Source organism: Pseudomonas sp. OV546, assembly GCF_900116845.1.
GTDB classification, from domain to species: Bacteria; Pseudomonadota; Gammaproteobacteria; order Pseudomonadales; family Pseudomonadaceae; genus Aquipseudomonas; species Aquipseudomonas petroselini.
The window spans coordinates 675,655-701,354 of the sequence record NZ_FPCE01000001.1; the positions used below are offsets into that span (position 1 = coordinate 675,655).

Here is a 25,700-nt window from a genome sequence, read left to right on the forward strand (position 1 = left end):
TGACTACTCAATGAGGACTCCCATGCGTCTTATCCGCATGCTGTTGTTGCCGGCACTGGCCCTGACTGCTGTTTCGGCGCACGCCGACCCGGCCTCCGTCGCCAGCCTGAAGAACCTGCTGGACAAATCCCAGACCCTGACCGCGCGCTTCTCCCAGATGACCCTGGATGCCGGTGGCACCCAGTTGCAGGAAACTGCCGGCGAAATGGCCGTGCAGCGCCCTGGCCTGTTCTACTGGCACACCGAAGGCAAGGCCGAGCAAACCATCGTTTCCGACGGCCAGAAGGTCACCCTGTGGGACCCGGACCTGGAGCAAGCGACCATCAAGAAGCTCGACCCGCGCTTGAACCAGACCCCGGCGCTGTTGCTGTCGGGTGATGTGTCGAAGATCAACGACAGTTTCGACATCACCTCCAAGCAAACCAGCAACGTGATCGAGTTCACCCTCAAGCCGAAATCCAAGGACACGCTGTTTGACACACTGTCCCTGTCGTTCGGCAACGGCGTGATCAATAACATGCGCCTGGTCGACAGCGTCGGCCAGCGCACCGATATCCTGTTCTCCGGGGTCAAGGCCAACCAGCCGGTGCCCGCGTCCAAGTTCAAGTTCGACATCCCCAAGGGTGCCGACGTGATCCAGGAATAATCTAGAGGTTTCAAACGCTGCCCATGGATCTGTTTCGAAGTGACCCGATTGCCCAGCCTTTGGCGGCGCGCTTGCGTTCGACCAACCTGGATGAGTACGTCGGTCAGGAACACCTGCTCGCTCGCGGCAAGCCTTTGCGCGAAGCCCTGGAGCAGGGCGCGCTGCATTCGATGATTTTCTGGGGGCCGCCGGGAGTGGGTAAGACCACCCTGGCACGGCTGCTGGCGAAGGTCTCGGATGCACACTTCGAAACAGTCTCGGCGGTGCTCGCCGGGGTCAAGGAGATCCGCCAGGCAGTGGAAGTGGCCAAGCAACAGGCTGGCCAGTACGGTAAGCGCACCATCCTGTTTGTCGATGAAGTGCATCGCTTCAACAAGTCGCAGCAGGATGCGTTCCTGCCCTATGTGGAAGACGGCACGCTGATTTTTATCGGCGCCACCACCGAAAACCCTTCGTTTGAGTTGAACAACGCCTTGCTCTCGCGGGCGCGGGTCTATGTGCTGAAAAGCCTGGACGAAGCGGCGATGCGAAAGCTGTTGCAGCGTGCCTTAAGCGAAGACAAGGGGCTGGGCAAGCGCCAGCTGAGTCTCAGCGATGAAGGCTTCAAGATTCTGATGAGCGCCGCAGACGGTGACGGACGCCGCTTTCTCAACCTGCTGGAAAACGCCTCGGACCTCGCCGAAGACGGCAATGAAATTGGCGTCGACCTCCTGCAAAGCCTGCTCGGCGATACGCGTCGGCGCTTCGACAAGGGCGGCGAAGCCTTCTACGACCAGATATCGGCGCTGCACAAATCCGTACGCGGTTCCAACCCGGACGGCGCGCTGTACTGGTTCGCGCGCATGATCGACGGTGGCTGCGACCCGCTGTACCTTGCCCGCCGCGTAGTGCGCATGGCCAGCGAAGACATCGGCAACGCCGACCCTCGTGCGCTGAGCCTGTGCCTGGCGGCGTGGGAAGTTCAGGAGCGCCTGGGCAGCCCGGAAGGCGAATTGGCAGTGGCCCAGGCCATTACCTATTTGGCCTGCGCACCTAAAAGCAACGCGGTGTACATGGGCTTCAAGTCCGCGCTGCGCGCCGCGGCCGAACACGGCTCCCTGGAAGTGCCGCTGCACCTGCGCAACGCGCCAACCAAGCTGATGAAACAACTGGGCTACGGTGATGAATACCGTTATGCCCATGATGAACCGGACGCCTATGCTGCCGGTGAAGATTACTTCCCCGACGACCTTGAGCCACAGCCGTTCTACCAGCCGGTGCCCCGTGGCCTGGAGCTGAAAATCGGTGAAAAGCTCAATCACCTCGCGCAACTCGACCGGCTCAGCCCCAAACAACGGAGAAAGTAGTGTTTAAGACGATTCTTGCCGTGTCCGCAGCCGGCATCGCTGGTACATTATTGCGTTTCGCCGCTGGCACCTGGGTCAGCGCCAACTGGCCGAAGCATTTTTATGCGGCGACCCTGGCGGTCAACCTGGTGGGCTGCCTGATCATCGGGCTCTTGTACGGCTGGTTCCTGTTGCGCCCGGAAGTGCCGATTGAAATTCGTGCCGGCTTGATTGTCGGCTTTGTAGGCGGTCTGACGACCTTTTCATCCTTTTCACTGGATACGCTGCGCCTGCTGGAAAGCGGGCAGGCCCTGATAGCCTTCGGGTACCTGGGCATCAGCGTGTTCGGCGGGCTGCTCGCCACCTGGGCCGGCCTGTCCTTGACCAAACTTTGATAAACGAGAGACCGACATGCTCGATTCCAAACTGTTACGTAGCAACCTTCAGGACGTAGCGGACCGCCTGGCATCCCGTGGCTTTGCCTTGGATGTTGCGCGCATCGAAGCGCTGGAAGAACAGCGCAAGACCGTCCAGACCCGCACCGAAGCACTGCAGGCTGAGCGGAATGCGCGTTCCAAGTCCATCGGTCAGGCCAAGCAGCGCGGCGAAGACATTGCGCCGTTGATGGCGGATGTCGAGCGCATGGGCACCGAGCTGTCCGACGGCAAGGTCGAGCTGGAAAAAATTCAGTCCGAGCTGGATTCGATCCTGCTCGGCATCCCTAACCTCCCGCACGAATCCGTGCCGATTGGCGAAGACGAAGACGGCAACGTCGAAGTGCGCCGTTGGGGCACGCCAACAGCCTTTGATTTCGAGATCAAGGACCACGTTGCCCTGGGCGAACTGACCGGTGGCCTGAATTTCGAAACCGCCGCCAAGATGTCCGGCGCACGCTTTGCCTTGCTGCGCGGCCCGATCGCGCGCATGCACCGCGCCCTGGCGCAGTTCATGATCAACCTGCACACCGCCGAACACGGTTACGAAGAGGCCTACACCCCGTACCTGGTGCAGGCACCGGCGCTGATGGGCACCAGCCAGCTGCCGAAATTCGAAGAAGACCTGTTCAAGATCAGCCGCGACGGCGAAGCCGACCTGTACCTGATCCCTACCGCCGAAGTGTCGCTGACCAATATCGTCTCCGGCGAGATCCTCGACGCCAAGCAACTGCCGCTGAAGTTCGTGGCCCACAGCCCGTGCTTCCGCAGCGAAGCCGGTGCGTCGGGCCGTGACACCCGCGGCATGATCCGCCAGCACCAGTTCGACAAGGTCGAGATGGTGCAGGTGGTCGAGCCGTCGACCTCCATGGAGGCTCTCGAAGGCCTGACCGCCAACGCCGAACGCGTCCTGCAACTGCTGGAGCTGCCGTACCGCGTGCTGGCGCTGTGCACGGGCGACATGGGTTTCAGCGCCGTGAAGACCTACGACTTGGAAGTGTGGGTGCCGAGCCAGGACAAATACCGCGAGATTTCGTCGTGCTCCAACTGCGGTGATTTCCAGGCCCGTCGTATGCAGGCGCGTTTCCGCAACCCGGAAACCGGCAAGCCGGAGCTGGTCCACACCCTCAACGGTTCGGGCCTGGCCGTAGGCCGCACCCTGGTGGCCGTGCTGGAAAACTACCAGCAGGCTGACGGTTCTATCCGCGTACCTGAAGTGCTTAAGCCGTACATGGCGGGCGTTGAGGTCATCCGCTAAATGGAATTTCTGCCGCTGTTTCATAACCTTCGCGGCAGTCGCGTGTTGGTCGTCGGTGGCGGGGAGATTGCCTTGCGCAAATCCCGGCTGCTGGCGGATGCCGGTGCGGTGCTGCGAGTGGTTGCTCCCCAGATCGAAGACCAGTTGCGTGAGCTGGTGCAGGGCAGTGGCGGGGAACTGATGTTGCGCGGTTATCAGGAGGCCGACCTCGACGGTTGCACCCTGATCATCGCGGCAACGGACGACGAGCCGCTGAACGCGCAAGTGTCCAGCGATGCCAAGCGTCGTTGCGTGCCGGTCAATGTGGTGGATGCGCCAGCCTTGTGCAGTGTGATCTTCCCGGCGATCGTCGACCGCTCACCGTTGGTGATTGCCGTGTCCAGCGGCGGCGATGCGCCGGTGCTGGCGCGCTTGATCCGCGCCAAGCTGGAAACCTGGATTCCGTCCACTTACGGCCAATTGGCCGGGTTGGCGGCGCGTTTTCGTGCCCAAGTCAAAGGGTTGTACCCGGATGTGCAGCAGCGTCGTGCGTTCTGGGAAGAGGTGTTCCAAGGCCCGATTGCCGACCGCCAGTTGGCCGGGCAGGGCGATGAAGCTGAGCGCCTGCTGATCGAAAAGGTCAATGGCGCGCCACCTTATGCGCCGGGCGAGGTCTATCTGGTCGGTGCCGGCCCGGGTGATCCCGACCTGCTGACCTTCCGCGCCCTGCGTCTGATGCAGCAAGCTGACGTGGTGCTGTATGACCGCCTGGTCGCGCCGGCGATCCTCGAACTGTGTCGCCGTGATGCCGAGCGCATCTATGTCGGCAAGCGTCGCGCCGACCACGCGGTGCCGCAAGACCAGATCAACCAGCAACTGGTGGACCTGGCCAAGCAAGGCAAGCGCGTGCTGCGCCTCAAGGGTGGCGATCCGTTCATCTTTGGTCGTGGTGGCGAAGAGATCGAAGAACTGGCGGCCCATGGCATCCCGTTCCAGGTGGTGCCGGGGATCACGGCGGCCAGCGGTTGCGCGGCATATGCCGGGATTCCGCTGACCCATCGTGATTATGCGCAGTCCGTACGCTTTATCACCGGGCATTTGAAGAATGGGACGTCGGACCTGCCTTGGCAGGACCTGGTGGGACCCTCGCAGACCCTGGTGTTCTATATGGGTTTGATCGGCTTGCCGATCATCTGCGAACAGTTGATCAAGCACGGGCGTGCGGCGGATACACCGGCGGCGTTGATCCAGCAGGGCACCACGTCCAACCAGCGCGTGTTCACCGGCACCCTGGCGGATTTGCCGCGCATGGTGGCGGAGCATGAAGTGCATGCACCGACGCTGGTGATCGTCGGTGAAGTGGTGGTGTTGCGCGAGAAGCTGAAGTGGTTCGAAGGCGCACAATCCCAGGTCTGACAGCGCTATTGTAGCTGGCAGGCTTTCTGTGGTGAGCGGGCTTGCCCCGCGCTGGGCTGCGGAGCGGCCCCAAAACCAGACGCCGAGTTCTTTCTGAAAAAACTCGGCGTTTTTACTGGGGCTGCTCCGCAGCCCAGCGCGGGGCAAGCCCGCTCACCACAGTAACTTATCAGCTGCAGATGCCTTTGCCGTTCAGTTGTGACCGATCATGCGCAGTATCAAACGCTTGCAACGGCCCCTTCGGCACAATTCCCGTCGGGTTGATCGTGCGGTGACTGGCATAGTAATGCCCTTTGATATGCTCGAAATCCACCGTCTCGGCCACCCCCGGCCACTGATACATCTCCCTCAGCCAATTCGACAGGTTCGGATAATCCGCAATCCTGCGCAGGTTGCATTTGAAGTGGCTGTAATACACCGCATCAAAGCGAATCAGCGTGGTGAACAGCCGCACATCCGCTTCAGTCAGGTATTCGCCTGCCAGGTAACGCTGGTCGCCTAAGTGCTGTTCCAAGTGATCCAGCTCCGCAAACACATCATCAAACGCACGTTCATACGCCTGCTGTGAGGTGGCAAAGCCTGCGCGATACACGCCGTTGTTCACCGCTGGGTAAATACGTTCGTTCAACGTGTCGATGGTCGTGCGCAGCGGCTCGGGGTAGAAATCCAGAGTGTTGCCGGTCAATTCATTAAAGGCACTGTTGAACATGCGGATGATCTCCGCCGATTCATTGCTGACGATGCGCTGCAGCTTTTTGTCCCACAGCACCGGCACGGTGACGCGTCCGGTGTAGTCCGCAGTGTCGGCGGTGTAGCGCTGGTGCATAAACGCAAAGTCGTCGAGTTTGTCGCCGGTCGAGCCATGGGCCTTGTCGAAGGTCCAGCCGTTTTCGAGCATCAACCAACTGACCACGGACACATCGATCAGGCTTTCCAGGCCCTTGAGCTTGCGCAGGATCAGGGTGCGATGCGCCCACGGGCAGGCCAGGGACACGTAAAGGTGGTAGCGACCGGCCTCGGCCTTGAAGCCGCCTTCGCCGCTCGGACCGGGCGCGCCATCGGCGGTCACCCAGTGGCGGCGTTGCGCTTGTTCGCGTTGGAAAGCGCCATCTGCGCTACTTTCGTACCACTGGTCTTTCCAGTGTCCTTCGATCAGCAAACCCATGACTGGCTCCTTGGCTAATAAGCATTGGAGCCCAGTCTAAAGGGATGAGTTCGAACTAAAAGCGCAAATACCGGGCGTGAATAATCGATTAAATCGATTTGTCCCGTGCGGCCCAATACTGCTGGGCCAATTCAAAGGCTTGCTCCCTTGGGTGGCCCAGGCCGCGCAAGGCCAGGGCCATGGTGGCGATCAGCGCCAATTGCGGGTAGCTGTCCTCAACGTCACCGCGCCACACGGCCTTCAGGTGTTCGGGTTCGAGCGTGGCCGGCTTGACGTGGCGCTGGGCGGAGAGGGCGGGCCATTCTTCGTCCCAGCTTTCGCCAGCGGTGGTGCCGTACAGATGGCTGAGGGTGTCAGGGTTGATCTCGACCTCGCCGCCATCCCCTTTCACCACAATCACATTGTCACCCAGCAAGCCGCTGGCATCGCGGTGCACGCCCTGATAACCCGGATGGAAAATGCTTTGCAGCCCCAGGCGTGCCTGCAGCGGGTTGAGCAGGCGCGCCAATGAGTGGATTGGCGAGCGCAGGCCCAGGGTGTTGCGCAGGTCGATCATGCGCTGCAATTGCGGCGCCCAATCACCCAGTGGAATAAACGCCAGGTTGCCTTGCGCATAGGCGGCCTCGACCTGCTGCCAGTTACGGCACAGCGGGATCTGCAAACCTTCGAGCAATTGCTCGGTGTACAGCCGGCCCGCCGTGTGTGCGCCACCCCCGTGCATGAGGATGCGCACGCCGTTCTGCGCCAGGCACTTGGCCGCCAGCAGGTACCACGGCAAATGGCGTTTCTTGCCGGCGTAGGTGGGCCAGTCGACATCCACGTTCAGTGCCGGGGCGTGCAGACGCTCGCGCACGGCTTCGGTGAAGCCTGCAAGTTCCTCTGGGCTTTCTTCCTTGTGGCGCAACAGCATCAGGAAGGCGCCGAGCTGGGTGTCCTCGACTTTTTCGTCGAGCAGCATGCCCATGGCCTCGCGGGCCTCTTCGCGGGTGAGGTTGCGCGCACCGCGCTTGCCTTTGCCGAGGATGCGCACGAATGGCGCAAACGGGTGCTCGGCAGGCGTTTCAAGGGTCAGTGGGGCAAAGTCGGTCATAAGCAATTCGTCGGCCTGGGCAGGCCCGCCAGCTTGGCGGCGAGTTTGGCGGGAGTGCCGTTGAACAGTTTGTTGAGGTGCAGGCTGTTGCCCTTTTCCGGGCCCAGTTTCAAGGCGGTGTACTTGATCAACGGGCGCGTGGCCGGGGACAGCTGGAATTCGGCATAGAACTGACGCAGCAGCGTGAGGATTTCCCAATGGTCCGCGGTCAATTCCAGGGTTTCGGCGGCGGCCAGGGCGTTGGCCACCTCATCGGACCATGCGTTGAGGTCAACGAGGTAGCCGTCCTTATCCAGTTCCAGGGTGCGTGCGCCAACGGTCAGGGTGTTCATAGCCAGCTGTTGACCTTGTCGTAGTCGAGCGACAACTGCACGAAGCCTGGGTAATCCACGCTATCGGCCCAATCCGGGAGCGGCAGGTTGCGTGCCTGCATGTCCTCGGCCAGCACAAAGACTTTCACGCCTTTGGTGTGCAGGGCGGGGCTGTGGAGCCCGTAGGCGCCATCGCCGCAGAGCAGGATGGCGTCTTCGGCGCCGCAGATACGCAGGCAGCTGTCGAGGCGGCTATCGGTAAACGGGGAGTGGGAAACCACATGGAGAGTCGACATCAGAGGGTAATCACTTGGTCGTAACGGTCAATCAGCGCGGCGATCGCGGCACTGTCCAGCGGCTCGGCGCTGACGGGCATCGTGAGGCCGCGCGCGGCCAAGCTGTGGCGGCAGGCGAACACCTCATCGATGCCGAACAGGCCCAGCGCCTGGAGGTTGGCGCTGAGGTCTTTTTGCTGCACGGCCTTGGCGTCCTGGTGCGGCGCCAGTTGGAACACACCGTCATCGAGGAACAGCAGGCCAATCGGCAGATCGAAGGCGCCACCGGCCAAAACGATGTCCAGCGCTTCGCGGGCGCTTGGCCCGGACCACGGCGCCTGGCGGCTGATCACCAATAGGGATTTGGACATGTCACGGCCCTCCAAAACAGATCAGGCGGTCGGCGGCCTGGGTGGCGTCGTGCAATTGCCCCAAACCCGACAGCTCCCAAGGCGCCTCGAGGTTGACCGCGCTGCGTTGATAGCGCGTGGCCTCCTCCTGGTTGAGCACGCCACGGCGCAAGGCGGCGGCGATGCACACCACGCTATCAAGCTGGTGCGCGCTGACAAACTCGCGCCATTGGTGCGCAATGTCTTGTTCGTCCTGGGGCACAACGAGGTTATTGGACGCGCTGTAGACGCCGTCCTGATAGAAAAACAGCCGCACAATCTCATGCCCGCCGGCAAGCGCCGCCTGGGCGAACAGCAGGGCGCGGCGCGAGGAGGGCGCGTGGGCGGCGGAAAACAGTGCAATCGCAAACTTCATGGAACACTCTGCAAGCAAACGTCGGCCAATGATAAAGCCGTCGCCTTGAAAAAGCCCGCCGTGATCAAAACGGTCACTGTCGATGACTGTTCAGGCGATTGCCGGTAGGCGCAAGGCTGCCTAGTCTGTGGGCATTCAAATGCCGAAATGGAGTTTCCATGTCAGGTCCCTTGGCGTCACTCAAAGTGTTGGATTTTTCCACCTTGCTGCCTGGCCCATTCGCCTCGTTGATGCTGGCGGACATGGGCGCGGAGGTGCTGCGCATCGAATCGCCCACGCGCATGGACCTGTTGCGCGTCCTGCCGCCTCACGACCAGGGCACGTCAGCCAGCCATGCCTACCTCAACCGCAACAAGCGTAGCCTGGCGCTGGACCTCAAGCAGGCCGAGGCGCTGGAGATCGTACGGGCGCTGGTGAAAGAGTACGACATTGTGCTCGAACAGTTCCGACCAGGGGTGATGGAGCGGTTGGGGCTGGGATATGAGGCATTGAAGGCGATCAACCCCCGGTTGATCTATGTGTCGATCACCGGGTACGGCCAGACCGGGCCCTACAAGGACCGCGCCGGGCACGACATCAATTACCTGGCGCTGGCCGGGGTGGCCAGCTACACCGGACGCCAGGACACCGGGCCGTTGCCGCTGGGCGTGCAGTTGGCGGATGTGGGCGGCGGTTCGCTGCATGCGGTGGTGGGGCTGCTGGCGGCGGTTATTGCCCGGCAGCAGAGCGGGGTCGGCCAATACTTGGACGTGAGCATGACCGACTGCTCGTTCAGCCTGAACGCCATGGCCGGCGCGGGTTACCTGGCGTGTGGGGTGGAACCGGAGCGGGAAGGCCACGTGCTCAATGGCGGCAGCTTCTACGACTATTACCGCTCGCGGGATGGGCGCTGGATGTCGGTGGGCAGCCTCGAGCCCGCGTTCATGCAGCCATTGTGTGACGCGTTGGGGCGTCCGGATTTGGTGTCGATGGGCCTGAGGCCTGAGCAGCAGCCAGCGCTGAAGCAGGCGCTGCAGGTCGAGTTTGAGAAGCGCAGCTTTGATGAGTTGTGCGCGTTGTTCGCCGCGGTGGATGCGTGTGTGGAACCGGTGCTGAGCTTGCGTGAGGCGGTGGAGCATCCGCAGTTGAAGGCGCGGGCGTTGGTGAGCCAGGTGCCACGGGGCGATGGCTCGACCCAGGCGCAACTGGCCTGCCCGCTGAAGTTTTCCGAGGGGTTGCCTGAGCCCAGGCATATAGGCACTGCGGTTGGGGCGCAAAGTGATGAGGTATTGGCGGAGTTGGGGTTCAGTGCCCAGCGCATAGAGGACTTGCGGCGGGCCAGGGTTGTAGGGTGACTGAACCGACCCCATCGGGAGCAAGCCCCCTCCCACATTTTTACCCTGTTCATCCTTTGCATGTGGGAGGGGCCTGCGCCGATGAGGCCCTTACTCCACGCGGGTTTCCCCGGTAAACACCAAGGTCTGGCGACACCGCCGACACAAATACCGCCGCCCCTGAGCCACCATGCCATGGCGCTGTGACGAAAACGGAAAGTCACTGTCCGCACACGGGCATCGGTAGATATAGCGAGTCACCTGGCGGCGCTTCACTTCATAGGTGTGGCAACGGTCCGGCGGCAGTTCATAGACCCCGCGCATGATCAATTGCCATTCCTCGCCATGGGGCTGTATGCGCTCGCCGAACAATTGGTGGGCAATCAGGTGCGCCACTTCATGGGCCACGGTCTGTTTGAGGAAGTGTTGGCTGTTTTCACGGTACAACTGTGGGTTGAAACGCAGCAGGTTCTCGTGCAAATGCGCGACACCGGCCTTCTGGCCCCGCAGCTTGAGGCTGACCTGGGGGCGTTTGAAGCTTCGTTTGAAAAAGGATTCGGCTTGCAGGAAACAATCTTCGACGCGGGTATTGAGTTGCTCGGGCATGCTGTACATATCTCCAGAGACGTCCAGTATGCCGCAAAGCTGGGTGTTTCCGAATCTGTCAGGCGCCGAATGGTCATGCATAACGCACAAAGCCACCTTTCGGTGGCCTTGCCTACGGATTTATCCGCTCAGTTGGTGTAGATCGGACCCACGCCCAAGCCCCAGACGATCACGGTAAACGCCATGATCGCTACCAGTACCACCAGGCCCACGGCCAGCACCGAGCTGGAAAACAGGAAACCCTCGTCCGGGTCGATGCTCATGAACGTCGGCAGCCCCACGTACAGCAGGTACACCGTGTAACAAATGGCCGCCGTGCCCACCACCATGCCCAGCCACATATGCGGATAGAGCGCGGCCAGCCCGCCGATGAACAGCGGCGTGGCGGTGTAGGTGGCAAACGCCACGCAGCGCGCCATGCTGGGGTTGGCATCGTAGGTACGTGCCATCCAGTGAATGAACGCCCCCATCACTGCCACGCCGCCGAGCATGGCGGCGTAGGACATGAGGGTCATCCACAGTGCGCTTTCCTGGGTCAGCATCACCGGTGCGCGGTTGCCGATGACCCAGCCGACCTGAGTGGTGCCGATAAAGGCGGATACGGCGGGGATTGCTGCGAGAATCAAGGTATGGGTGAGGTACATGTGGCCGATGCTTTCTTCTTTATCGCCACGGATTTCCCGCCATTCCTGGTCGGGATGGGTAAATAGCCCCACGACGTGATGGATCATGCCAGTCACTCCTGTCGTTGTTACCATCGCCCCCCATCGGAGCGCCCACGGGCCAAATGGCCTCAAAGGTCCTGGATACATGTGCGACCTCTAGTCGCAGTATAGGAAGGGATGACCGGAATGACTGTAAGGCCTTTAGAGCAAATTGCGCTGTAAACACGGGGGTTAATCGCGGCGGGGTCTGTAGGTGGCGATGTGATTCAAGGTGGGAGGGGGGGCTTTCATCGCCTAGCCAATGGGGCTGCTGCGCAGCCCAGCGCGGGGCAAGCCCGCTCACCACAACAAGCCCGCTCACCACAGCAAGCCCACTCCCACATTGGAACTCAGCGGGTCATGAAGGTAAAATACCCGGCTTTTCGTCACACACCTTTTGCGGATCCAAGCGCCATGGGCACTCTTACGGTCAACCAGAACAAACTGCAAAAACGCCTGCGTCGCCTGGCCGGTGAAGCGGTCGCCGATTTCAATATGATCGAGGACGGCGACAAGGTCATGGTCTGCCTCTCCGGCGGCAAAGACAGCTACACCCTGCTCGACGTGCTGCTGCATCTGCAAAAGGTCGCGCCGATCCAGTTCGAGATCGTCGCCGTCAACATGGACCAGAAACAACCAGGTTTCCCTGAACATGTGCTGCCGGCCTACCTCAAAGCGCTGGGCGTCGAGTACCACATCGTTGAAAAGGACACCTATTCGGTGGTCAAGGAGTTGATCCCGGAAGGCAAGACCACCTGCTCGCTGTGCTCGCGCCTGCGCCGTGGCACGCTCTACACCTTCGCCGATGAGATCGGTGCGACCAAGATGGCCCTGGGTCATCATCGCGATGACATCGTCGAGACCTTCTTCCTCAACATGTTCTTCAACGGCTCGCTCAAGGCCATGCCGCCCAAGCTGCGCGCCGATGACGGGCGCAACGTGGTGATCCGCCCGCTGGCGTATTGCAACGAGAAAGACATCCAGGCCTACTCCGACTTCAAGCAGTTCCCGATCATCCCGTGCAACCTGTGCGGTTCCCAGGAGAACCTGCAGCGCCAGGTGGTCAAGGAAATGCTGCTGGACTGGGAGCGCAAGACCCCAGGTCGTACCGAAAGCATCTTCCGCAGTCTGCAGAATGTGATCCCCTCGCAGTTGGCCGACCGCAACCTGTTCGACTTCGCCAGCCTGAAGATTGATGAAACCGCCGCATCGCGCTTCGTTAATGTTGTGAACCTCTGAGCTGATTCGATGCTCTGACACACGGCGCTCGCGGGCGCCGTTTTCAATTCAATTGCCAGGAGAGGGCATGCGCGATTACAAGTGGCTGCACGAATATTGTCTGAACCGCTTCGGTTCGGCGGCCGAGTTGGAAGCCCATCTGCCTGTTCCCAAGACTGCGGCGCAGTTGCGCAAGATCAGTGATGATCGCTACCTGTCGACCCTGGCGCTGCGCGTGTTTCGTGCGGGCTTGAAGCACAGCGTGGTCGATGCCAAGTGGCCGGCGTTCGAACAGGTGTTTTTTGGCTTCGACCCGGAAAAGGTCGTGCTGATGGGCGCTGAGCACCTGGAGCGGCTGATGCAGGACACCCGGATCATCCGCCACCTGGGCAAGCTCAAGAGTGTGCCGCGCAATGCGCAGATGATCCTCGACATCGAGCAGGAGAAGGGCAGCTTCGGCGCGTTTGTCGCCGACTGGCCGGTGACCGATATCGTCGGACTGTGGAAGTACCTGAGCAAGCACGGCCATCAACTCGGCGGGCTGTCAGCGCCGCGTTTCTTGCGCATGGTCGGCAAGGATACGTTTGTGCCGAGTGATGACGTGGTCGCCGCGCTGAACGCGCAGAAGATCGTCGACAAGGCGCCGACCAGCCTGCGCGACCTGGCGACGGTGCAGGGCGCGTTCAACCAGTGGCATGCCGAGAGTGGGCGGCCGATGTGCCAGTTGTCGATGATGTTGGCCTACACCGTCAACCACTGATCAGCGCTTATTGTGGCGAGGGAGCTTGCTCCCACTGGAGTGCGAAGCGCTCCCAAACGATCTTGGGGCTGCTGCGCAGCCCAACGGGAGCAAGCTCCCTCGCCACAGGGTGTGATCAGTTGGGTTGCGAATCAACGGCCAACCGGCGATTGAGCTGATGCCGCCACCGTACATACAACAACGCCGTACAAAACACCGCCAGGCTCGCCAGCATCTCCAGCACCCCGAACCCTTGCCGGTTCGGGTCATACGCCGCCAGCGCGCCCTTGATGAAATACAGGTTCACCACAAAGCACATCCACGAATGCCCGCGTGCGCTGCCCAGCAGCATGCCCGGCGCCAGCACCAGCAGTGGCACCAATTCGATCAGCAGGATCACCCACGGCCGTGCGCCGTGCAGGTCAGCGACGAACAGGTAGTACACGCAGAGCAAACCCACCAGGCCAAAAAACGCCAGCAGGCTCAGTGCCCGGGCCACCTTGACCCGTGGCTCGAGCCACGCCTGGGGCGGCAGGACCTTAGGCTTTCTGGCCACGGCCGTTCTCCAGCAGCGTGGCAGTGCTGGCCAGGCGCAGGCCGAGGGCGCGACACAGGGCGATTTCATGTTGATCGAGCAGGCGCTTGCCGTCCGGCCCCGCATGGTGGCTGGCACCATACGGCGTGCCGCCGCCCTGGGTATCGAGCAACGCTTGTTCGCTGTAGGGCAGGCCGGTGATGAGCATGCCGTGGTGCAGCAACGGCAGCAGCATCGACATCAGCGTGGTCTCCTGGCCGCCATGCAGGCTGGCGGTGGAGGTAAACACACCGGCTGGCTTGCCGACGAGGGCGCCGGTAAGCCACAGGTTGCTGGTGCCGTCGAGGAAATACTTGAGCGGCGCGGCCATGTTGCCGAAGCGGGTCGGGCTGCCCAGGGCCAGGCCCGAGCAGTGCTTCAGGTCATCGAGGCTGGCATACAGCGCGCCTTCCTCCGGAATGCTCGGCGCCACGGCTTCGCACTCGGTGGAGATCGCCGGCACGGTGCGCAGCCGGGCTTCCATCCCGCCTTGCTCGATGCCTCGGGCAATCTGCCGGGCCATTTCGCTGACCGAGCCGTTGCGGCTGTAATACAACACCAGCACATACGGCGACGTCACGGCAGGATCTCCACTACGTTTTCCGGCGGACGGCCAATGATGGCTTTGTCGGCGGTCTCCAGGATCGGGCGTTCCATCAGCTTCGGGTGCGCGGCGATGGCAGCGATCAATTGGGCTTCGCTGAGGCTGGCGTCGGCCAGGTTGAGGGTCTTGTATTCGTCTTCACCGCTGCGCAGCAGTTGGCGCGCGCTGATCCCCAGTTTGTCCAGCAACGCCTTCAGCTGTGCGGCGTCCAGCGGGGTTTCCAGGTAACGCACCACGGTAGGCGTGAGGCCGCGGGCTTCCAGCAGTTCCAGCGCACCGCGGGATTTCGAGCAGCGCGGGTTGTGATAAAGCGTCAGATCGGTCATGTGCGGGTCGCATCTTGCGTAAGGTGGCGGGTATTCTACCTGCGCAGCGACCCGTCCTTAAACCGTAAGAGGCGATAGGTCGCAGCCAACGTTCATTTTTGCGAAGGATTACCCCATGACAAGGCGACTGATCGGTGCATTGGCGATCATCACAACCCTGCTGCTCAGCGGCTGCGGTAACGATTACGGCGTTGACCAATATGGCCAGAAAGTGGCCGCCGAGCGCTTGGACAAGCAGTGGCTGGTGGTTAATTACTGGGCTGAATGGTGTGGCCCGTGCCGCACGGAAATCCCCGAGCTCAATGCCTTGGCCGAACAACTGAAGGCGCAGAACGTGGGCGTGTTCGGGGTCAACTTCGACAATGTGCAGGGCGCCGAACTGAAGGAAGCCAGTGAGAAGCTGGGCATCAAGTTCACGGTGCTGGCGCAGAACCCGGAGGGGATCTTCGATATTCCACGCAGCGAGGCGTTGCCGGTGACCTACATCATTGATGACAAGGGCAAGGTGCGCGAGCAGTTGATGGGTGAGCAGACGGCGGAAGGGGTGTTGGCCAAGCTCAAGGCCTTGCGCGGTTAAAGCCACAACTCAAAACAACTGTGGGAGGGGGCTTGCCACCTCCCACATTTAGCTTCCATCAATCCATAGATTGGAAAAATCAGCCTTCTTCGAGCCACAGGCGAATCGGCTTGCCTTCGGCCGGCCAGAACCGCGTCTGTTCGATCGGCGAGATGTCCCAGCGCTGCACGCCTTGCAGGGCCTGGAAGAAGCGGTGTTCCTGTTCCATCAGGGCTTCGCCGCAGAGTTTGCGAGTGCTGCCGATCTTGCCGAAGCTGAGCGTGTCGCCCTCCAGGGTGTACGGCGCAAACCAATGGTTGCAGCCGCCATTGCCGTAGGCGCGGCCATCGGCGCCGAGGGTGACGGTCAGGTGCGCGTAATCCATCAGCGGCCGTTCGCCAATCCATTCCACCACGTAGCTGTGATCCTGCTTGAGCTTGACCGAGTCCCCGGCACAGCCCGTCAAGGCCGCACCGACGGCGGCGAGCAGAAGCAGGCCTTTCATTGTGCGGCCTTCTGGCATTTAGGGCAGCGGTGCTTGTCGCCCTCGCTGGCCCAGCCCAACTCGGCGATCCGCGCATTGGCGGCCGGTTGCAGCGGCGCTTTGGTCAGCTTGGTTTCCACCGCAAATTCGAACTCCAACACCGCATCGCAGCTGTCGCAGTTGACCTTCCAGGTGTGAATCTCCAACTCGCCGAACTTCGGCCCCTGGGCCATCGCGACCCACTGGCCCGCCGGGCGGATGGAGTAGCGCGCGTCACCTTCGACGGTGAGGCGCATCGACAGGGTTTTACTGCCGCGCAGGGTGACGATCAGCACGTCGCCATGCTTGATCGAACCACCGTTGCCAGTCACCTGGTAACGGCCCGGCACCAGGGCGCGGCATTCGATCAGGGTGTGTTGCGGGCTCAGCAAACTGAAGCGGAAATCGTGTTCGGCCATGGATCCTCCAAATAGGCGCGGCATCCTATCACGGGTGCCGGCTCATCATGAGCCTGGTATGTGACCGCTGATCATCCTTCGACTAGGTTCTGCGCCCGGCCCTCGGCCCAGGCGACAATGTTGGCCAACGTGGTACCGGCGATGGCCGCCAGGGCTTCGCGGGTGAGAAACGCCTGGTGGGCGGTGATGATCACAGTGGGGAAGGTCAGCAGGCGCGCGAGGACGTCGTCCTGCAGGGGCAGGTCGGAGCGGTCCTCGAAAAACAGCTGCGCTTCTTCCTCATACACATCCAGCCCGAGGTAGCCGAGTTGGCCGTCCTTGAGCGCCTCGATCAGCGCCGGGGTGTCGACCAGCCCGCCGCGGCCGGTGTTGATCAGCATCGCGCCGGGCTGCATCTGCGCCAGCGAGCGGGCGTTGATCACGTGTTTGCTGTCGGCGGTGAGCGGGCAGTGCAGGCTGATGATCTGCGCCTGGGCCAGCAATTCGGGCAGGGTTACGTAGCGCGCGCCCAGGGCCTCGACCTGCGGATTGGGGAAGGGGTCATAGGCGAGCAGTCGGCAACCGAAGCCGGCCATGATCTTGGCGAAGGTGGCGCCGATCTGGCCGGTACCGACCACGCCGACGGTCTTGCCCACCAGGTCGAAACCGGTGAGGCCATGCAGGCTGAAATCACCATCGCGGGTGCGGTTGTAGGCGCGGTGCAGGCGGCGGTTAAGCGCGAGGATCAGCGCGACCGCGTGTTCGGCCACTGCGTGGGGCGAATAGGCCGGCACGCGCACGACGGTCAGGCCCAGGCGCTTGGCGGCGGTCAGGTCCACATGGTTGTAGCCCGCCGAGCGCAGGGCGATCAGCCGCGTGCCGCCCTTGGCCAACTGTTCCAGCACCGGGGCGCTGAGGTCGTCGTTGATAAACGCGCACACCACTTCGTGGTGTTCGGCCAGGGCCACGGTGTCGAGGTTGAGCCGGGCGGGCTGGAACTGCAGCGCCAGGCCTGGCGGCAGCGGCTCGCCGAGAAAGCTGTCGCGGTCGTAGGTTTGGCTGCTGAAAAAAATGATGCGCATCAAAAAGCTCCCTGCAATTAATCCGTCGCAAACGCTGATCAATGGTGGGAGGGGGCTTGCTCCCGACTAGTGTGTGTCAGCTACAGATGCTTCGATTGACACGACGCTATCGGGGGCAAGCCCCCTCCCACAGGTGATCAGCGCCCATAAAGTAGCGTCAGGCGTTAACCCGCGCTTCACTCGCCAGCCGGGCAATGGCCATGTCCAGCTCGTCCAGCGCGTGCTGGGCCTTGGCGTCGTCCTGCTTGAGCAGGGTTTCGGCGCGGTGGCAGGCGGCACGCAGTTGCGGTACGCCGCAGTAACGGGTCGCGCCGTGCAGGCGGTGCACACGTTCGATCAGGGCGCTGTTGTCGTTGGCGTCGCGGGCAATGGTGATGGCCAGGCGATCGGCCTCCAGGGAGGCCAGCAACATGGCGAGCATATCCGCCGCCAGGTCAGCCTTGCCGGCGGCCAGGCGCAAGCCTTCTTCATGATCCAGCACCGGCAGTTGCACGCCGGGGCCGAGGCCGTCGGTGGAGCGTTCCGGGCCTTGATTGCGCAGGGCCAGACCGGTCCATTTCAACACCACCTGGGCCAGTTGCCGCTCGCTGATGGGTTTGGTCAGGTAATCGTCCATGCCGCTTTGCAGCAAGGCGCGTTTTTCGTTGGCCATGGCGTGGGCGGTAAGGGCAACCACCGGCAATGGCGTGCCGCTGCGCTCGCTTTCCCACTGGCGGATCGCCTCGGTGCTTTGGCGGCCGTCCATGCCGGGCATCTGCACGTCCATCAGCACCAAGTCGAAGGTGTCCTGTTTCACCGCGTCGATGGCCGCATACCCGCTTTCCACCGCACGCACCCGTGCGCCCATGTCTTCCAACAGGGTCTGCACCAGCAGCAGGTTCGCCGGGTTGTCGTCCACGCACAGCACGCGCGGCGCCCGGCTGGAGAGCGGCTCGCCCGGTTCGCTGCGCGACGGGCGTGGGCTGATCAGGTCGGACAACGCACGGCGCAGTTTGCGCGTGCACGCCGGCTTGGCCTGCAACTGGCTGTTGGGGTTGGGCACCGATTGGTTGAACAGCATCTGTTCGGTGGTGGGGCACAGCACCAGCACTTTGCAGCCCAGGTGCTCAAGGTCCCACAAGTGCTGGTTGAGGCGCTCGGGCGGGATGTCATTGGCGGTCACGCCGAGGACCGCGAGGTCAATCGCCTGGTCGGTCTGGTGGGCGCTGGTGATGCCGTTGGTCAGGCTTTCAAGGCTGGTGAACGGCGTGACTTCCAGGCCGCAGTCTTCCAGTTGATGCTGCAGCGCCTGGCGCGCCAGCTCGTGGTTTTCCAGCACGGCCACGCGATGGCCCAGCAGCGGCGCGGACGGCAGGTCTTCAACGTCGTCACGGGTCTTGGGCAGGTTCAGGCTGATCCAGAACTCCGAGCCTTCGCCCGGCGTACTGTCGACGCCGATTTCACCGCCCATCTGCTCGATCAGGCGCTTGGAGATCACCAGCCCCAACCCGGTGCCGCCGGGCTGGCGCGACAGTGAGTTGTCGGCCTGGCTGAAGGCCTGGAACAGCGCGCGCACGTCCTGGCTGGACAGGCCGATGCCGGTGTCTTGCACGCTGATGCGCAATTGCACGCTGTCTTCCTGCTCGTCCTCGATCATCGCCCGGGCGACGATGGTGCCTTCGCGGGTGAACTTGATCGCATTGCTGATCAGGTTGGTGAGGATCTGTTTGAGGCGCAGCGGGTCGCCCACCAACGCCAGCGGCGTGTCGCGGTAGACCAGGCTCACCAGTTCCAGCTGTTTCGCATGCGCGGCGGGGGCAAGGATAGTGAGGGTGTCTTGCAGCAAGTCCCGCAGGTTGAACGGGATGCTGTCGAGCACCAGCTTGCCGGCTTCGATTTTTGAGAAATCGAGGATTTCGTTGATGATGCCCAGCAGGTTGTCGGCGGATTTTTCGATGGTGCCCAGGTAATCGAGCTGACGCGGCGTGAGTTCGCTCTTCTGCAGCAAGTGGGTAAAGCCGAGGATGCCGTTGAGCGGCGTGCGGATCTCGTGGCTCATGTTGGCCAGGAACTCCGACTTGATGCGGCTGGCCTCCAGGGCCTCCTTGCGCGCCAGGTCCAGCTCGATGTTCTGGATCTCGATGGTTTCCAGGTTCTGGCGCACGTCTTCGGTGGCCTGGTCGATGCTGTGTTGCAGTTCTTCCTGGGCATTCTGCAGGGTCTCGGCCATGCGGTTGATGCCCGAGGCGAGTTGGTCGAGTTCCTGGCTGCCCAGCGGTGGCAAGCGGGTTTCCAGGTTGCCGTCCTTGAGTTGGGCCACGGCTTGCTTGATCTGGCCGATCGGTGAGTTGATCGTACGGCTGATGCGCAGGGCCAGCGCCGCGGTGCAGATCAGGCCGATGGCGATCAGCAACAGGCTGGCGAACAGGCTGCGGTAGCCACGCAACAGCATGCCATTGTGGGACAGTTCCACCTCGACCCAGCCCAGCAGGCGATCGGCCTCATCCGGGATCAGGTCGCCGGCGAGGTTGCGATGGCGGCCAAACACCGGCAGCAAATAGCGGGTGGCGTCATTGCCGGTGCGCTGCAGCAGGTGGGAACTGTTGCCGATCGGCGGCTGGTTGAGCATGGTCGGGCCGGCGTGGGCGAGCGATGCGCGGTCCGGGCTGAGGAATGACACGGCGCGAACGTCCGGCTGCTCCAGGGACTGGGTGGCGATGCGCTCCAGCAGGTCGGTGTTGCGAGCGCTCAGGGCGGGCGCTACCAGCGGGGCCAACTGCTCGGCGATCATTTCGCCGCGTTGCAGCAGTTGGGTCTGCAGTTCGGAGAGCTGCATCCAGGTGAAATAGCCCCCCAACAGTGAGGCCATCAGGCTGGTCGGTAACAACGTCAGCAACAGTACGCGGCCTTTTATCCCCATTCTTGTCAGCACGCCACTCTCCTGCTACCACATTGATATCTACGGAATTGCGCGGGCATCCGGCCCGCGCCACCTGCGCAGTGTAGCCATTTGCGCGGCGAGGAATCTTGCAAATTAATGACAGATGGCAATCTTCAAGCCAATTGGCGTCCGGCGGCGATTGGCCGCGGCGGGGGAATATTGAGTAATCAGCCATTAAGAATGACTGGCAGAGACTAATGAATCCCGCAGCAGTCCGCCTACCTGCATCGCAACAGCGAAGAAGTGCTCAGCAAAGCCTTTCTATATCAGCACGTGCTGCAACGCGGTTATGCCTCCATGACAGCAGCCTCGGCATGCACATCAGCCAGACCCGCCGTAAGCTCAAGGCCATCGGCTACACCGAGCGCGAAGTGCGCAGGGTGTGGGGCAAGGGTTGCGCGTGCAGTTGCGCTTGCGGGCCTGCTAGGCGCGGCGTTGTTTGCGCTTTTTCCACTGATGGGCAACCCACCAGCGCCAATAGCCCATGGTCAGGCAGTAGGCGAGGGCGCCCAGCACCAGCCCCAACACCACTGAACCGAGCAGGAACGGCTGCCATAAGGTGCTCAGTTGGCCGCTGATCCATTCCCAGGTCAGGTCATCGGGCAGGCTGCGGGGCGGCACATTCATCAGCCAGGCGCCGGTCATGTAGGTGCAGATAAAGACCACCGGCATGGTAATCGGGTTCGTCAGCCATACCAGGCTGACCGCGATGGGCATATTGCCGCGCACCGTGATCGCCAGGACCGCCGCCAGCAGCATCTGCAAAGGAATCGGGATAAAGGCCGCGAACAAACCCACGGCCATTGCGCGTGCGACCGAGTGGCGGTTGAGGTGCCAGAGGTTCGGGTCATGCAGCAACGTGCCGAGAAACTGTAATGACTTGTGTTCCCGGATACTGCTGGGATCAGGCATGTACCGTTTGAATAAGCGCCGGGGCATAAGGGGTCCAGGTCAGTTCGAGGGGCAAGTATGCCCGCATTCTATAAACAGAAAATTCAGACTTTGTGACAAAACATCATAGGCCGCGCTGGGTGCTCGGCTAAGACTGAGTGGATCACTTGAAAAGGATGATTCATGAGGACAGGGATGTTCGCGTTTGCGCTGGGGCTGCTGGCCTTGCGTTTTCTACCGGCATTGCCGGCAACCGGCTGGCTGATCGCCCTGCTGGTGCTGGCGTTGATGCTGTTGCCGTTTCGCACTTACCCCTTGGCGTTTTTCCTGCTGGGGCTGAGTTGGGCGTGCATCAGCGCACAGTGGGCCCTGGATGACCGCCTGCGGCCAGCGTTGGACGGCCAGACGCGTTGGGTGGAAGGGTGGGTCACCGGTCTGCCGCAACAGACGGGCGAGGGCGTGCGTTTCGTACTGAACGACAGCCGGTCGCGTAACGCGCGGTTGCCCACACGCATCCGGGTGTCCTGGCGTGGCGGGCCGCCGGTGCGCAGCGGTGAACGCTGGCGCCTGGCGATCACCCTCAAACGACCGGCCGGGTTGCTGAATTTCCACGGCTTTGATCAGGAAGCCTGGCTGCTGGCCCAGCGGATTGGCGCCACCGGCACGGTGAAGGACGGCGAGCGTCTGGCACCGGCCCGCCACGCCTGGCGTGACAACGTGCGCCAGCGCCTGATGGTGGTGGATGCCCAGGGCCGGGAAGCCGGCCTGATGGCCCTGGTATTGGGCGATGGTTCCGGATTGGCCGCTACCGATTGGCAGGTGTTGCAGGACACCGGCACCGTGCATCTGCTGGTCATTTCCGGCCAGCACATCGGTTTGCTCGCGGGCTTGATCTACGGGGTGATCGCCGGGTTGGCGCGCTACGGCTGCTGGCCGCGAACCTGGCCGTGGCTGCCCTGGGCGTGCGGCCTGGCGTTCAGCGCCGCGCTGGGTTACGGCGTGCTGGCAGGGTTTGGCGTGCCGGTGCAGCGCGCCTGCGTGATGGTCGGGTTGGTGTTGTTGTGGCGCTTGCGCTTCCGGCATCTGGGGCTGTGGTGGCCATTGCTGCTGGCACTCAATGCGGTGCTGGTCCTGGAGCCGTTGGCCAGCCTGCAGCCAGGGTTCTGGCTGTCGTTTGCGGCGGTGGCGGTGCTGGTCCTGGCGTTTGGCGGACGGCTGGGACCGTGGAGCCTGTGGCAGGCGTGGACCCGGCCGCAGTGGTTGATTGCCATCGGGTTGTTTCCGGTCTTGCTGGTGCTGGGGCTGCCTATCAGCCTCAGCGCACCGTTCGCTAATCTGGTTGCGGTGCCCTGGATCAGCCTGGTGGTATTGCCGCTGGCGTTGCTGGGGACCGCGTTGCTGCCGCTGCCGTGGGTGGGTGATGGATTGCTGTGGCTGGCGGGCGGTGCGCTGGACGGCTTGTTCAACGGCTTGGCGTGGCTGGCCGGGTACATGCCTGCCTGGATCCCGGCCGAGGTGCCGTTGGGCTATTGGCTGGTGAGTCTGCTCGGTGCGGTGCTGCTCCTGCTGCCCAAGGGCGTGCCGTTTCGGCTGCTGGGCTGGCCGATGCTGTTGCTGGCGGTGTTTCCGCCGCAAGAACGGGTGCCCCATGGGCAGGTGGAGGTCGTGCAGCTGGACGTCGGGCAGGGGCAGTCGCTGATTTTACGCACGCGTCACCACGCTTTGCTGTATGACGCCGGTCCACGTTCCGGAACCTTTGACCTGGGCGCCCGCGTGGTGTTGCCGTCGTTGCGAAAGCTTGGGGTAGCGGCCTTGGACCTGATGCTGCTCAGCCACGCCGACGCCGATCATGCCGGTGGTGCGGCAGCGATTGCCAAGGGCCTGCCGATCAAGCGCGTGGTGGGTGGAGAAACCGACGGGCTGCCGGCGTTTCTCGGCACCCGGCCGTGCATCAGTGGCGAGCGCTGGACCTGGGACGGCGTGACGTTCGAACTCTGGCAGTGGCCTGGCGCCATCAGTGGCAATCCGAAGTCTTGCGTGTTGCAGGTGCAGGCCAATGGCGAGCGCCTGCTGCTGACCGGAGACATTGACCGCGCCGCCGAACAGGCCATGCTCGCTTCCCCGCTGGCGGTGCCCACTGAATGGTTGCAAGCGCCGCACCATGGCAGTCGCAGTTCTTCGTCGTGGGCGTTTCTGGAGCGCCTCGCCCCTGGATTCGTGCTTATTTCACGGGGGCGGGGTAATGCGTTCGGCCATCCGCATCCCCAGGTGATGGCGCGCTACCAGCGGTTGGGCAGCCAGGTGTATGACAGTGCCGAGCAGGGTGCTGTGCGCGTGCAATTGGGCGCTTTCGCACCACCGGTTGTTGCGCGCAGTCAACGCAGGTTCTGGCGCGAGCGGTTACCTTAGGCTCTGGCAGCCGCGGCCGATGGGGTCTGTGGCCGACGAACCTATATGGTAAAGTGACGCACTTTTTCGAGGGGACATTCACTGTGTGGGAATTGGTCAAATCCGGCGGCTGGATGATGTTGCCGATCATCATGAGCTCTATCGCCGCACTCGGCATCGTCGCCGAACGCCTGTGGACCCTGCGTGCCAGTCGCGTTACCCCCGAGCATCTGCTGGGGCAGGTCTGGTCCTGGATCAAGAACAAGCAGTTGGACAAGGACAAACTCAAGGAGCTGCGCGCCAATTCACCGTTGGGTGAAATCCTCGCCGCCGGCCTGGCCAACTCCAAACATGGTCGCGAGATCATGAAAGAGTGCATCGAAGAGGCCGCCGCGCGCGTCATCCATGAACTGGAGCGCTACATCAACGCCCTCGGCACCATCGCCGCCATGGCGCCATTGCTCGGTTTGCTGGGTACGGTACTGGGCATGATCGATATTTTCAGCTCGTTCATGGGCTCCGGCATGACCACCAACGCGGCCGTGCTGGCCGGCGGTATTTCCAAGGCGCTGATCACCACGGCAGCAGGCCTGATGGTGGGTATTCCTTCGGTATTCTTCCACCGTTTCCTGCAGCGTCGCATTGATGAACTGGTGGTGGGCATGGAACAGGAAGCCATCAAACTGGTGGAAGTGGTGCAGGGCGACCGTGACGTGGATCTGGTTGGGGGCAAAGCGTGAAATTTCGCCGCAAGCAACGGGAAAATGTCGATATCAACCTCGCGTCGCTGATCGACGTGGTGTTTATCCTGCTGCTGTTTTTTGTCGTCACCACCACCTTCACCCGACAAACCGAGCTGCGCGTCGACCTGCCGGAAGCCGTGAGCGGCTCGCCGGCCGAAGACCAGGAAGTCAAGCAACTGGACATCGCCATCAGCGCTGACGGGGTGTTTTCGGTGAACAATCAGTTGCTCGAGAAAAACGACCTCGCCAGCCTGATGGATGCGTTGCAGAAAGAGTCCGGCGGTGACACCCAGCGGCCGTTGTCCATCAGCGCCGATGGCAAGACCCAGCACCAGGCCGTGATCACTGCGATGGATGCCGCCGGCAAGCTCGGCTTCAGCCATCTGCGCATGACCACCGTCGAGGCGGCGAGCCCACCCTGATGGCCATGTCCGATCGTTTGCTCAAGGCCTGGTACGAAGGCCATCCGGCACTCGCACTGTTGCGGCCGCTGGAATCTCTGTATCGCCGGGTGGTGCAACGCAAGCGCACACGCTTCCTGGCGGGTGAGGGCGAGATCTATCAATCGCCGGTGCCGGTGGTGGTGGTCGGGAATATCACCGTGGGGGGCACGGGCAAGACGCCGTTGATCCTCTGGTTGATCGAGCACTGCCGACGCAGCGGCTTGCGCGTGGGCGTAGTCAGTCGCGGTTATGGCGCTAAGCCACCGCAGTTGCCGTGGCGGGTCGAAGCCAGCCACAGCGCTGACGTGGCAGGTGACGAACCTTTGTTGATTGTGCAGCGCTGCGGTGTACCGCTAATGATCGATCCCGATCGCAGCCGTGCGGTCAAGGCGCTGTTGGCCAGTGAAACCCTGGACCTCATTCTCTCCGACGACGGCCTGCAGCATTACCGCCTGGCCCGTGACCTTGAACTGGTGCTGATCGACGCCGCCCGTGGCCTGGGCAACCGCCGTTGCCTGCCGGCAGGGCCGTTGCGCGAACCGGTGGAGCGGCTGCAGAGTGTCGACGCGCTGCTCTATAACGGCGCCGCCAGCGACCGCGAGGACGGTTTTGCCTTTCGCTTGCAGCCCGCCGCGCTGGTCAATCTACAGACCGGCGAGCGCCAGCCGGTCGATCATTTTGCACCGGGCCAGCAAGTGCATGCGGTCGCCGGCATCGGCAACCCGCAACGTTTCTTCAATACCCTTGAAACGCTACACTGGCAGCCGATATCCCATGCGTTTGCCGACCACGCGCCATACAGTGCCGAGGTCTTGAATTTTACGCCGTCATTGCCGCTGGTCATGACCGAGAAGGACGCGGTGAAGTGCCGCGCCTTTGCCCAGCCCGACTGGTGGTACCTTGCGGTGGATGCACTGCCGTCGCCGGCGTTCGTTGCCTGGTTCGACACGCAGTTGATGCGTCTGTTGCCTGCCCGTCTTTTGCCTTAAACCGCTTCTTTCCAGGAAA

At 62.4% G+C, this 25,700-nt stretch carries 29 protein-coding genes and 1 pseudogene; 14 read left to right on the plus strand and 16 right to left on the minus strand.

The annotated features are described in order from the left end of the window. Positions 1 to 22: 22 nt before the first annotated feature. Genes lolA through cysG form a run of 5 tightly spaced genes read left to right on the plus strand, consistent with a single transcriptional unit; the run spans position 23 to position 5,058 of the window. Entirely contained in the window at positions 23 to 646 is a 624-nt protein-coding gene (gene lolA / locus BM403_RS03160) for an outer membrane lipoprotein periplasmic chaperone LolA (protein ID WP_064055398.1), read from the plus strand. Between the two features lie 23 nt (positions 647 to 669). Then, positions 670 to 1,992 (plus strand): replication-associated recombination protein A, encoded by a 1,323-nt coding sequence (locus BM403_RS03165; RefSeq protein ID WP_049712683.1) that lies wholly within the window; start codon positions 670 to 672, stop codon positions 1,990 to 1,992. Continuing rightward, entirely contained in the window at positions 1,992 to 2,366 is a 375-nt protein-coding gene (gene crcB / locus BM403_RS03170; RefSeq protein WP_012724934.1) for a fluoride efflux transporter CrcB, read from the plus strand. Before BM403_RS03165 ends, crcB begins: the two co-directional genes overlap by 1 nt. Before the next feature lie 16 nt (positions 2,367 to 2,382). Continuing rightward, the gene (gene serS / locus BM403_RS03175; RefSeq protein WP_093541546.1) at positions 2,383 to 3,663 is read left to right on the plus strand and encodes a serine--tRNA ligase; all 1,281 of its coding nucleotides are present in this window, start codon (positions 2,383 to 2,385) and stop codon (positions 3,661 to 3,663) included. After that, positions 3,664 to 5,058 (plus strand): siroheme synthase CysG, encoded by a 1,395-nt coding sequence (cysG, locus tag BM403_RS03180; RefSeq protein ID WP_012724932.1) that lies wholly within the window; start codon positions 3,664 to 3,666, stop codon positions 5,056 to 5,058. A 169-nt stretch (positions 5,059 to 5,227) separates the two neighbouring features. Here cysG and BM403_RS03185 read toward each other — a convergent pair whose 3' ends face one another. From BM403_RS03185 to tusD, 6 genes are all read right to left on the minus strand, one after another. Beyond that, positions 5,228 to 6,223, minus strand: a complete 996-nt coding sequence (locus BM403_RS03185) for a glutathione S-transferase family protein (RefSeq protein WP_093541548.1) — start codon at positions 6,221 to 6,223, stop codon at positions 5,228 to 5,230. A gap of 88 nt (positions 6,224 to 6,311) precedes the next feature. Continuing rightward, positions 6,312 to 7,313: a glycosyl transferase family protein gene (locus BM403_RS03190; protein ID WP_046035521.1), complete on the minus strand. Its 1,002-nt coding sequence runs from the start codon at positions 7,311 to 7,313 to the stop codon at positions 6,312 to 6,314. Next, a complete protein-coding gene (locus tag BM403_RS03195; protein ID WP_012724929.1) occupies positions 7,310 to 7,645 on the minus strand; it encodes a TusE/DsrC/DsvC family sulfur relay protein in 336 nt (111 codons plus the stop codon). Before BM403_RS03195 ends, BM403_RS03190 begins: the two co-directional genes overlap by 4 nt. Beyond that, entirely contained in the window at positions 7,642 to 7,920 is a 279-nt protein-coding gene (tusB, locus tag BM403_RS03200) for a sulfurtransferase complex subunit TusB (protein ID WP_046035519.1), read from the minus strand. Before tusB ends, BM403_RS03195 begins: the two co-directional genes overlap by 4 nt. After that, a complete protein-coding gene (gene tusC, locus BM403_RS03205) occupies positions 7,920 to 8,270 on the minus strand; it encodes a sulfurtransferase complex subunit TusC (RefSeq protein ID WP_012724927.1) in 351 nt (116 codons plus the stop codon). Before tusC ends, tusB begins: the two co-directional genes overlap by 1 nt. Before the next feature lies 1 nt (position 8,271). Beyond that, a complete protein-coding gene (gene tusD / locus BM403_RS03210) occupies positions 8,272 to 8,664 on the minus strand; it encodes a sulfurtransferase complex subunit TusD (protein ID WP_012724926.1) in 393 nt (130 codons plus the stop codon). A 158-nt stretch (positions 8,665 to 8,822) separates the two neighbouring features. On the opposite strand from tusD, the gene BM403_RS03215 reads away from it, so the two are divergent. Beyond that, positions 8,823 to 9,998, plus strand: a complete 1,176-nt coding sequence (locus BM403_RS03215) for a CaiB/BaiF CoA transferase family protein (protein ID WP_093541550.1) — start codon at positions 8,823 to 8,825, stop codon at positions 9,996 to 9,998. Between the two features lie 90 nt (positions 9,999 to 10,088). Here the strand turns inward: BM403_RS03215 and BM403_RS03220 are convergent, their stop codons facing one another. Further along, positions 10,089 to 10,583, minus strand: a complete 495-nt coding sequence (locus BM403_RS03220) for a SprT family zinc-dependent metalloprotease (RefSeq protein WP_010209629.1) — start codon at positions 10,581 to 10,583, stop codon at positions 10,089 to 10,091. A gap of 128 nt (positions 10,584 to 10,711) precedes the next feature. Then, a complete protein-coding gene (locus BM403_RS03225; RefSeq protein ID WP_012724924.1) occupies positions 10,712 to 11,314 on the minus strand; it encodes a Yip1 family protein in 603 nt (200 codons plus the stop codon). Positions 11,315 to 11,701: 387 nt separating this feature from the next. Here BM403_RS03225 and ttcA point away from each other — a divergent pair, with 387 nt between their 5' ends. Both ttcA and BM403_RS03235 read left to right on the plus strand, forming a co-directional pair. Next, positions 11,702 to 12,526 carry a tRNA 2-thiocytidine(32) synthetase TtcA gene (gene ttcA, locus BM403_RS03230; RefSeq protein ID WP_093541552.1) on the plus strand — a complete coding sequence of 275 codons (825 nt, stop codon included), beginning with the start codon at positions 11,702 to 11,704 and terminating at the stop codon, positions 12,524 to 12,526. 67 nt (positions 12,527 to 12,593) lie between these two features. Next, positions 12,594 to 13,265 (plus strand): DNA-3-methyladenine glycosylase I, encoded by a 672-nt coding sequence (locus tag BM403_RS03235; RefSeq protein ID WP_012724922.1) that lies wholly within the window; start codon positions 12,594 to 12,596, stop codon positions 13,263 to 13,265. 115 nt (positions 13,266 to 13,380) lie between these two features. On the opposite strand, the gene BM403_RS03240 is transcribed toward BM403_RS03235, so the two are convergent. From BM403_RS03240 to arsC, 3 genes are read right to left on the minus strand one after another with little or no spacing between them, the layout of a single operon-like run. After that, positions 13,381 to 13,800 (minus strand): DUF2069 domain-containing protein, encoded by a 420-nt coding sequence (locus tag BM403_RS03240; RefSeq protein WP_012724921.1) that lies wholly within the window; start codon positions 13,798 to 13,800, stop codon positions 13,381 to 13,383. After that, positions 13,784 to 14,398 (minus strand): NAD(P)H:quinone oxidoreductase, encoded by a 615-nt coding sequence (wrbA, locus tag BM403_RS03245; RefSeq protein ID WP_046035512.1) that lies wholly within the window; start codon positions 14,396 to 14,398, stop codon positions 13,784 to 13,786. The genes BM403_RS03240 and wrbA overlap by 17 nt, the downstream gene beginning before the upstream one ends. Further along, positions 14,395 to 14,748, minus strand: coding sequence for an arsenate reductase (glutaredoxin) (gene arsC / locus BM403_RS03250; RefSeq protein WP_093541554.1), 354 nt, complete (start codon positions 14,746 to 14,748; stop codon positions 14,395 to 14,397). The genes wrbA and arsC overlap by 4 nt, the downstream gene beginning before the upstream one ends. A gap of 115 nt (positions 14,749 to 14,863) precedes the next feature. On the opposite strand from arsC, the gene BM403_RS03255 reads away from it, so the two are divergent. Then, complete coding sequence (locus BM403_RS03255; RefSeq protein ID WP_012724918.1) at positions 14,864 to 15,325, plus strand: TlpA disulfide reductase family protein; 462 nt, start codon at positions 14,864 to 14,866, stop codon at positions 15,323 to 15,325. A gap of 79 nt (positions 15,326 to 15,404) precedes the next feature. Here BM403_RS03255 and BM403_RS03260 read toward each other — a convergent pair whose 3' ends face one another. From BM403_RS03260 to BM403_RS03275, 4 genes are all read right to left on the minus strand, one after another. After that, positions 15,405 to 15,809, minus strand: a complete 405-nt coding sequence (locus BM403_RS03260) for an META domain-containing protein (RefSeq protein ID WP_064055409.1) — start codon at positions 15,807 to 15,809, stop codon at positions 15,405 to 15,407. Next, entirely contained in the window at positions 15,806 to 16,246 is a 441-nt protein-coding gene (locus BM403_RS03265; protein ID WP_046035510.1) for a hypothetical protein, read from the minus strand. The genes BM403_RS03260 and BM403_RS03265 overlap by 4 nt, the downstream gene beginning before the upstream one ends. A gap of 71 nt (positions 16,247 to 16,317) precedes the next feature. Then, positions 16,318 to 17,307: a 2-hydroxyacid dehydrogenase gene (locus BM403_RS03270; RefSeq protein ID WP_093541556.1), complete on the minus strand. Its 990-nt coding sequence runs from the start codon at positions 17,305 to 17,307 to the stop codon at positions 16,318 to 16,320. Between the two features lie 157 nt (positions 17,308 to 17,464). After that, entirely contained in the window at positions 17,465 to 20,218 is a 2,754-nt protein-coding gene (locus BM403_RS03275; RefSeq protein ID WP_093541558.1) for a response regulator, read from the minus strand. A 231-nt stretch (positions 20,219 to 20,449) separates the two neighbouring features. On the opposite strand from BM403_RS03275, the pseudogene BM403_RS03280 reads away from it, so the two are divergent. Beyond that, positions 20,450 to 20,634 (plus strand): annotated as a pseudogene (locus BM403_RS03280) (helix-turn-helix domain-containing protein); the annotation flags it as partial. 16 nt (positions 20,635 to 20,650) lie between these two features. Here the strand turns inward: BM403_RS03280 and BM403_RS03285 are convergent. Beyond that, a complete protein-coding gene (locus BM403_RS03285) occupies positions 20,651 to 21,166 on the minus strand; it encodes a DUF2062 domain-containing protein (protein ID WP_012724913.1) in 516 nt (171 codons plus the stop codon). A 135-nt stretch (positions 21,167 to 21,301) separates the two neighbouring features. On the opposite strand from BM403_RS03285, the gene BM403_RS03290 reads away from it, so the two are divergent. The 4 genes from BM403_RS03290 (at position 21,302) to lpxK (ending at position 25,681) form a co-directional block, all read left to right on the plus strand. Beyond that, the gene (locus tag BM403_RS03290) at positions 21,302 to 23,527 is read left to right on the plus strand and encodes a DNA internalization-related competence protein ComEC/Rec2 (RefSeq protein WP_093541560.1); all 2,226 of its coding nucleotides are present in this window, start codon (positions 21,302 to 21,304) and stop codon (positions 23,525 to 23,527) included. A gap of 83 nt (positions 23,528 to 23,610) precedes the next feature. After that, positions 23,611 to 24,246 carry a MotA/TolQ/ExbB proton channel family protein gene (locus tag BM403_RS03295; protein ID WP_012724911.1) on the plus strand — a complete coding sequence of 212 codons (636 nt, stop codon included), beginning with the start codon at positions 23,611 to 23,613 and terminating at the stop codon, positions 24,244 to 24,246. Further along, positions 24,243 to 24,671, plus strand: coding sequence for an ExbD/TolR family protein (locus tag BM403_RS03300; protein ID WP_012724910.1), 429 nt, complete (start codon positions 24,243 to 24,245; stop codon positions 24,669 to 24,671). Before BM403_RS03295 ends, BM403_RS03300 begins: the two co-directional genes overlap by 4 nt. Then, entirely contained in the window at positions 24,671 to 25,681 is a 1,011-nt protein-coding gene (gene lpxK, locus BM403_RS03305) for a tetraacyldisaccharide 4'-kinase (RefSeq protein ID WP_093541562.1), read from the plus strand. Before BM403_RS03300 ends, lpxK begins: the two co-directional genes overlap by 1 nt. Positions 25,682 to 25,700: the final 19 nt, after the last annotated feature.

Coding starts and splice junctions, on each gene's coding strand:
- lolA (WP_064055398.1), top strand. CDS start 23: ATGCGTCTTATCCGCATGCTGTTGTTGCCGGCACTGGCCCTGACTGCT.
- BM403_RS03165 (WP_049712683.1), top strand. CDS start 670: ATGGATCTGTTTCGAAGTGACCCGATTGCCCAGCCTTTGGCGGCGCGC.
- serS (WP_093541546.1), top strand. CDS start 2,383: ATGCTCGATTCCAAACTGTTACGTAGCAACCTTCAGGACGTAGCGGAC.
- cysG (WP_012724932.1), top strand. CDS start 3,664: ATGGAATTTCTGCCGCTGTTTCATAACCTTCGCGGCAGTCGCGTGTTG.
- BM403_RS03185 (WP_093541548.1), bottom strand. CDS start 6,223: ATGGGTTTGCTGATCGAAGGACACTGGAAAGACCAGTGGTACGAAAGT.
- BM403_RS03190 (WP_046035521.1), bottom strand. CDS start 7,313: ATGACCGACTTTGCCCCACTGACCCTTGAAACGCCTGCCGAGCACCCG.
- BM403_RS03195 (WP_012724929.1), bottom strand. CDS start 7,645: ATGAACACCCTGACCGTTGGCGCACGCACCCTGGAACTGGATAAGGAC.
- tusB (WP_046035519.1), bottom strand. CDS start 7,920: ATGTCGACTCTCCATGTGGTTTCCCACTCCCCGTTTACCGATAGCCGC.
- tusC (WP_012724927.1), bottom strand. CDS start 8,270: ATGTCCAAATCCCTATTGGTGATCAGCCGCCAGGCGCCGTGGTCCGGG.
- tusD (WP_012724926.1), bottom strand. CDS start 8,664: ATGAAGTTTGCGATTGCACTGTTTTCCGCCGCCCACGCGCCCTCCTCG.
- BM403_RS03215 (WP_093541550.1), top strand. CDS start 8,823: ATGTCAGGTCCCTTGGCGTCACTCAAAGTGTTGGATTTTTCCACCTTG.
- BM403_RS03220 (WP_010209629.1), bottom strand. CDS start 10,583: ATGCCCGAGCAACTCAATACCCGCGTCGAAGATTGTTTCCTGCAAGCC.
- BM403_RS03225 (WP_012724924.1), bottom strand. CDS start 11,314: ATGATCCATCACGTCGTGGGGCTATTTACCCATCCCGACCAGGAATGG.
- ttcA (WP_093541552.1), top strand. CDS start 11,702: ATGGGCACTCTTACGGTCAACCAGAACAAACTGCAAAAACGCCTGCGT.
- BM403_RS03235 (WP_012724922.1), top strand. CDS start 12,594: ATGCGCGATTACAAGTGGCTGCACGAATATTGTCTGAACCGCTTCGGT.
- arsC (WP_093541554.1), bottom strand. CDS start 14,748: ATGACCGATCTGACGCTTTATCACAACCCGCGCTGCTCGAAATCCCGC.
- BM403_RS03255 (WP_012724918.1), top strand. CDS start 14,864: ATGACAAGGCGACTGATCGGTGCATTGGCGATCATCACAACCCTGCTG.
- BM403_RS03260 (WP_064055409.1), bottom strand. CDS start 15,809: ATGAAAGGCCTGCTTCTGCTCGCCGCCGTCGGTGCGGCCTTGACGGGC.
- BM403_RS03265 (WP_046035510.1), bottom strand. CDS start 16,246: ATGGCCGAACACGATTTCCGCTTCAGTTTGCTGAGCCCGCAACACACC.
- BM403_RS03270 (WP_093541556.1), bottom strand. CDS start 17,307: ATGCGCATCATTTTTTTCAGCAGCCAAACCTACGACCGCGACAGCTTT.
- BM403_RS03285 (WP_012724913.1), bottom strand. CDS start 21,166: ATGCCCCGGCGCTTATTCAAACGGTACATGCCTGATCCCAGCAGTATC.
- BM403_RS03290 (WP_093541560.1), top strand. CDS start 21,302: ATGAGGACAGGGATGTTCGCGTTTGCGCTGGGGCTGCTGGCCTTGCGT.
- lpxK (WP_093541562.1), top strand. CDS start 24,671: ATGGCCATGTCCGATCGTTTGCTCAAGGCCTGGTACGAAGGCCATCCG.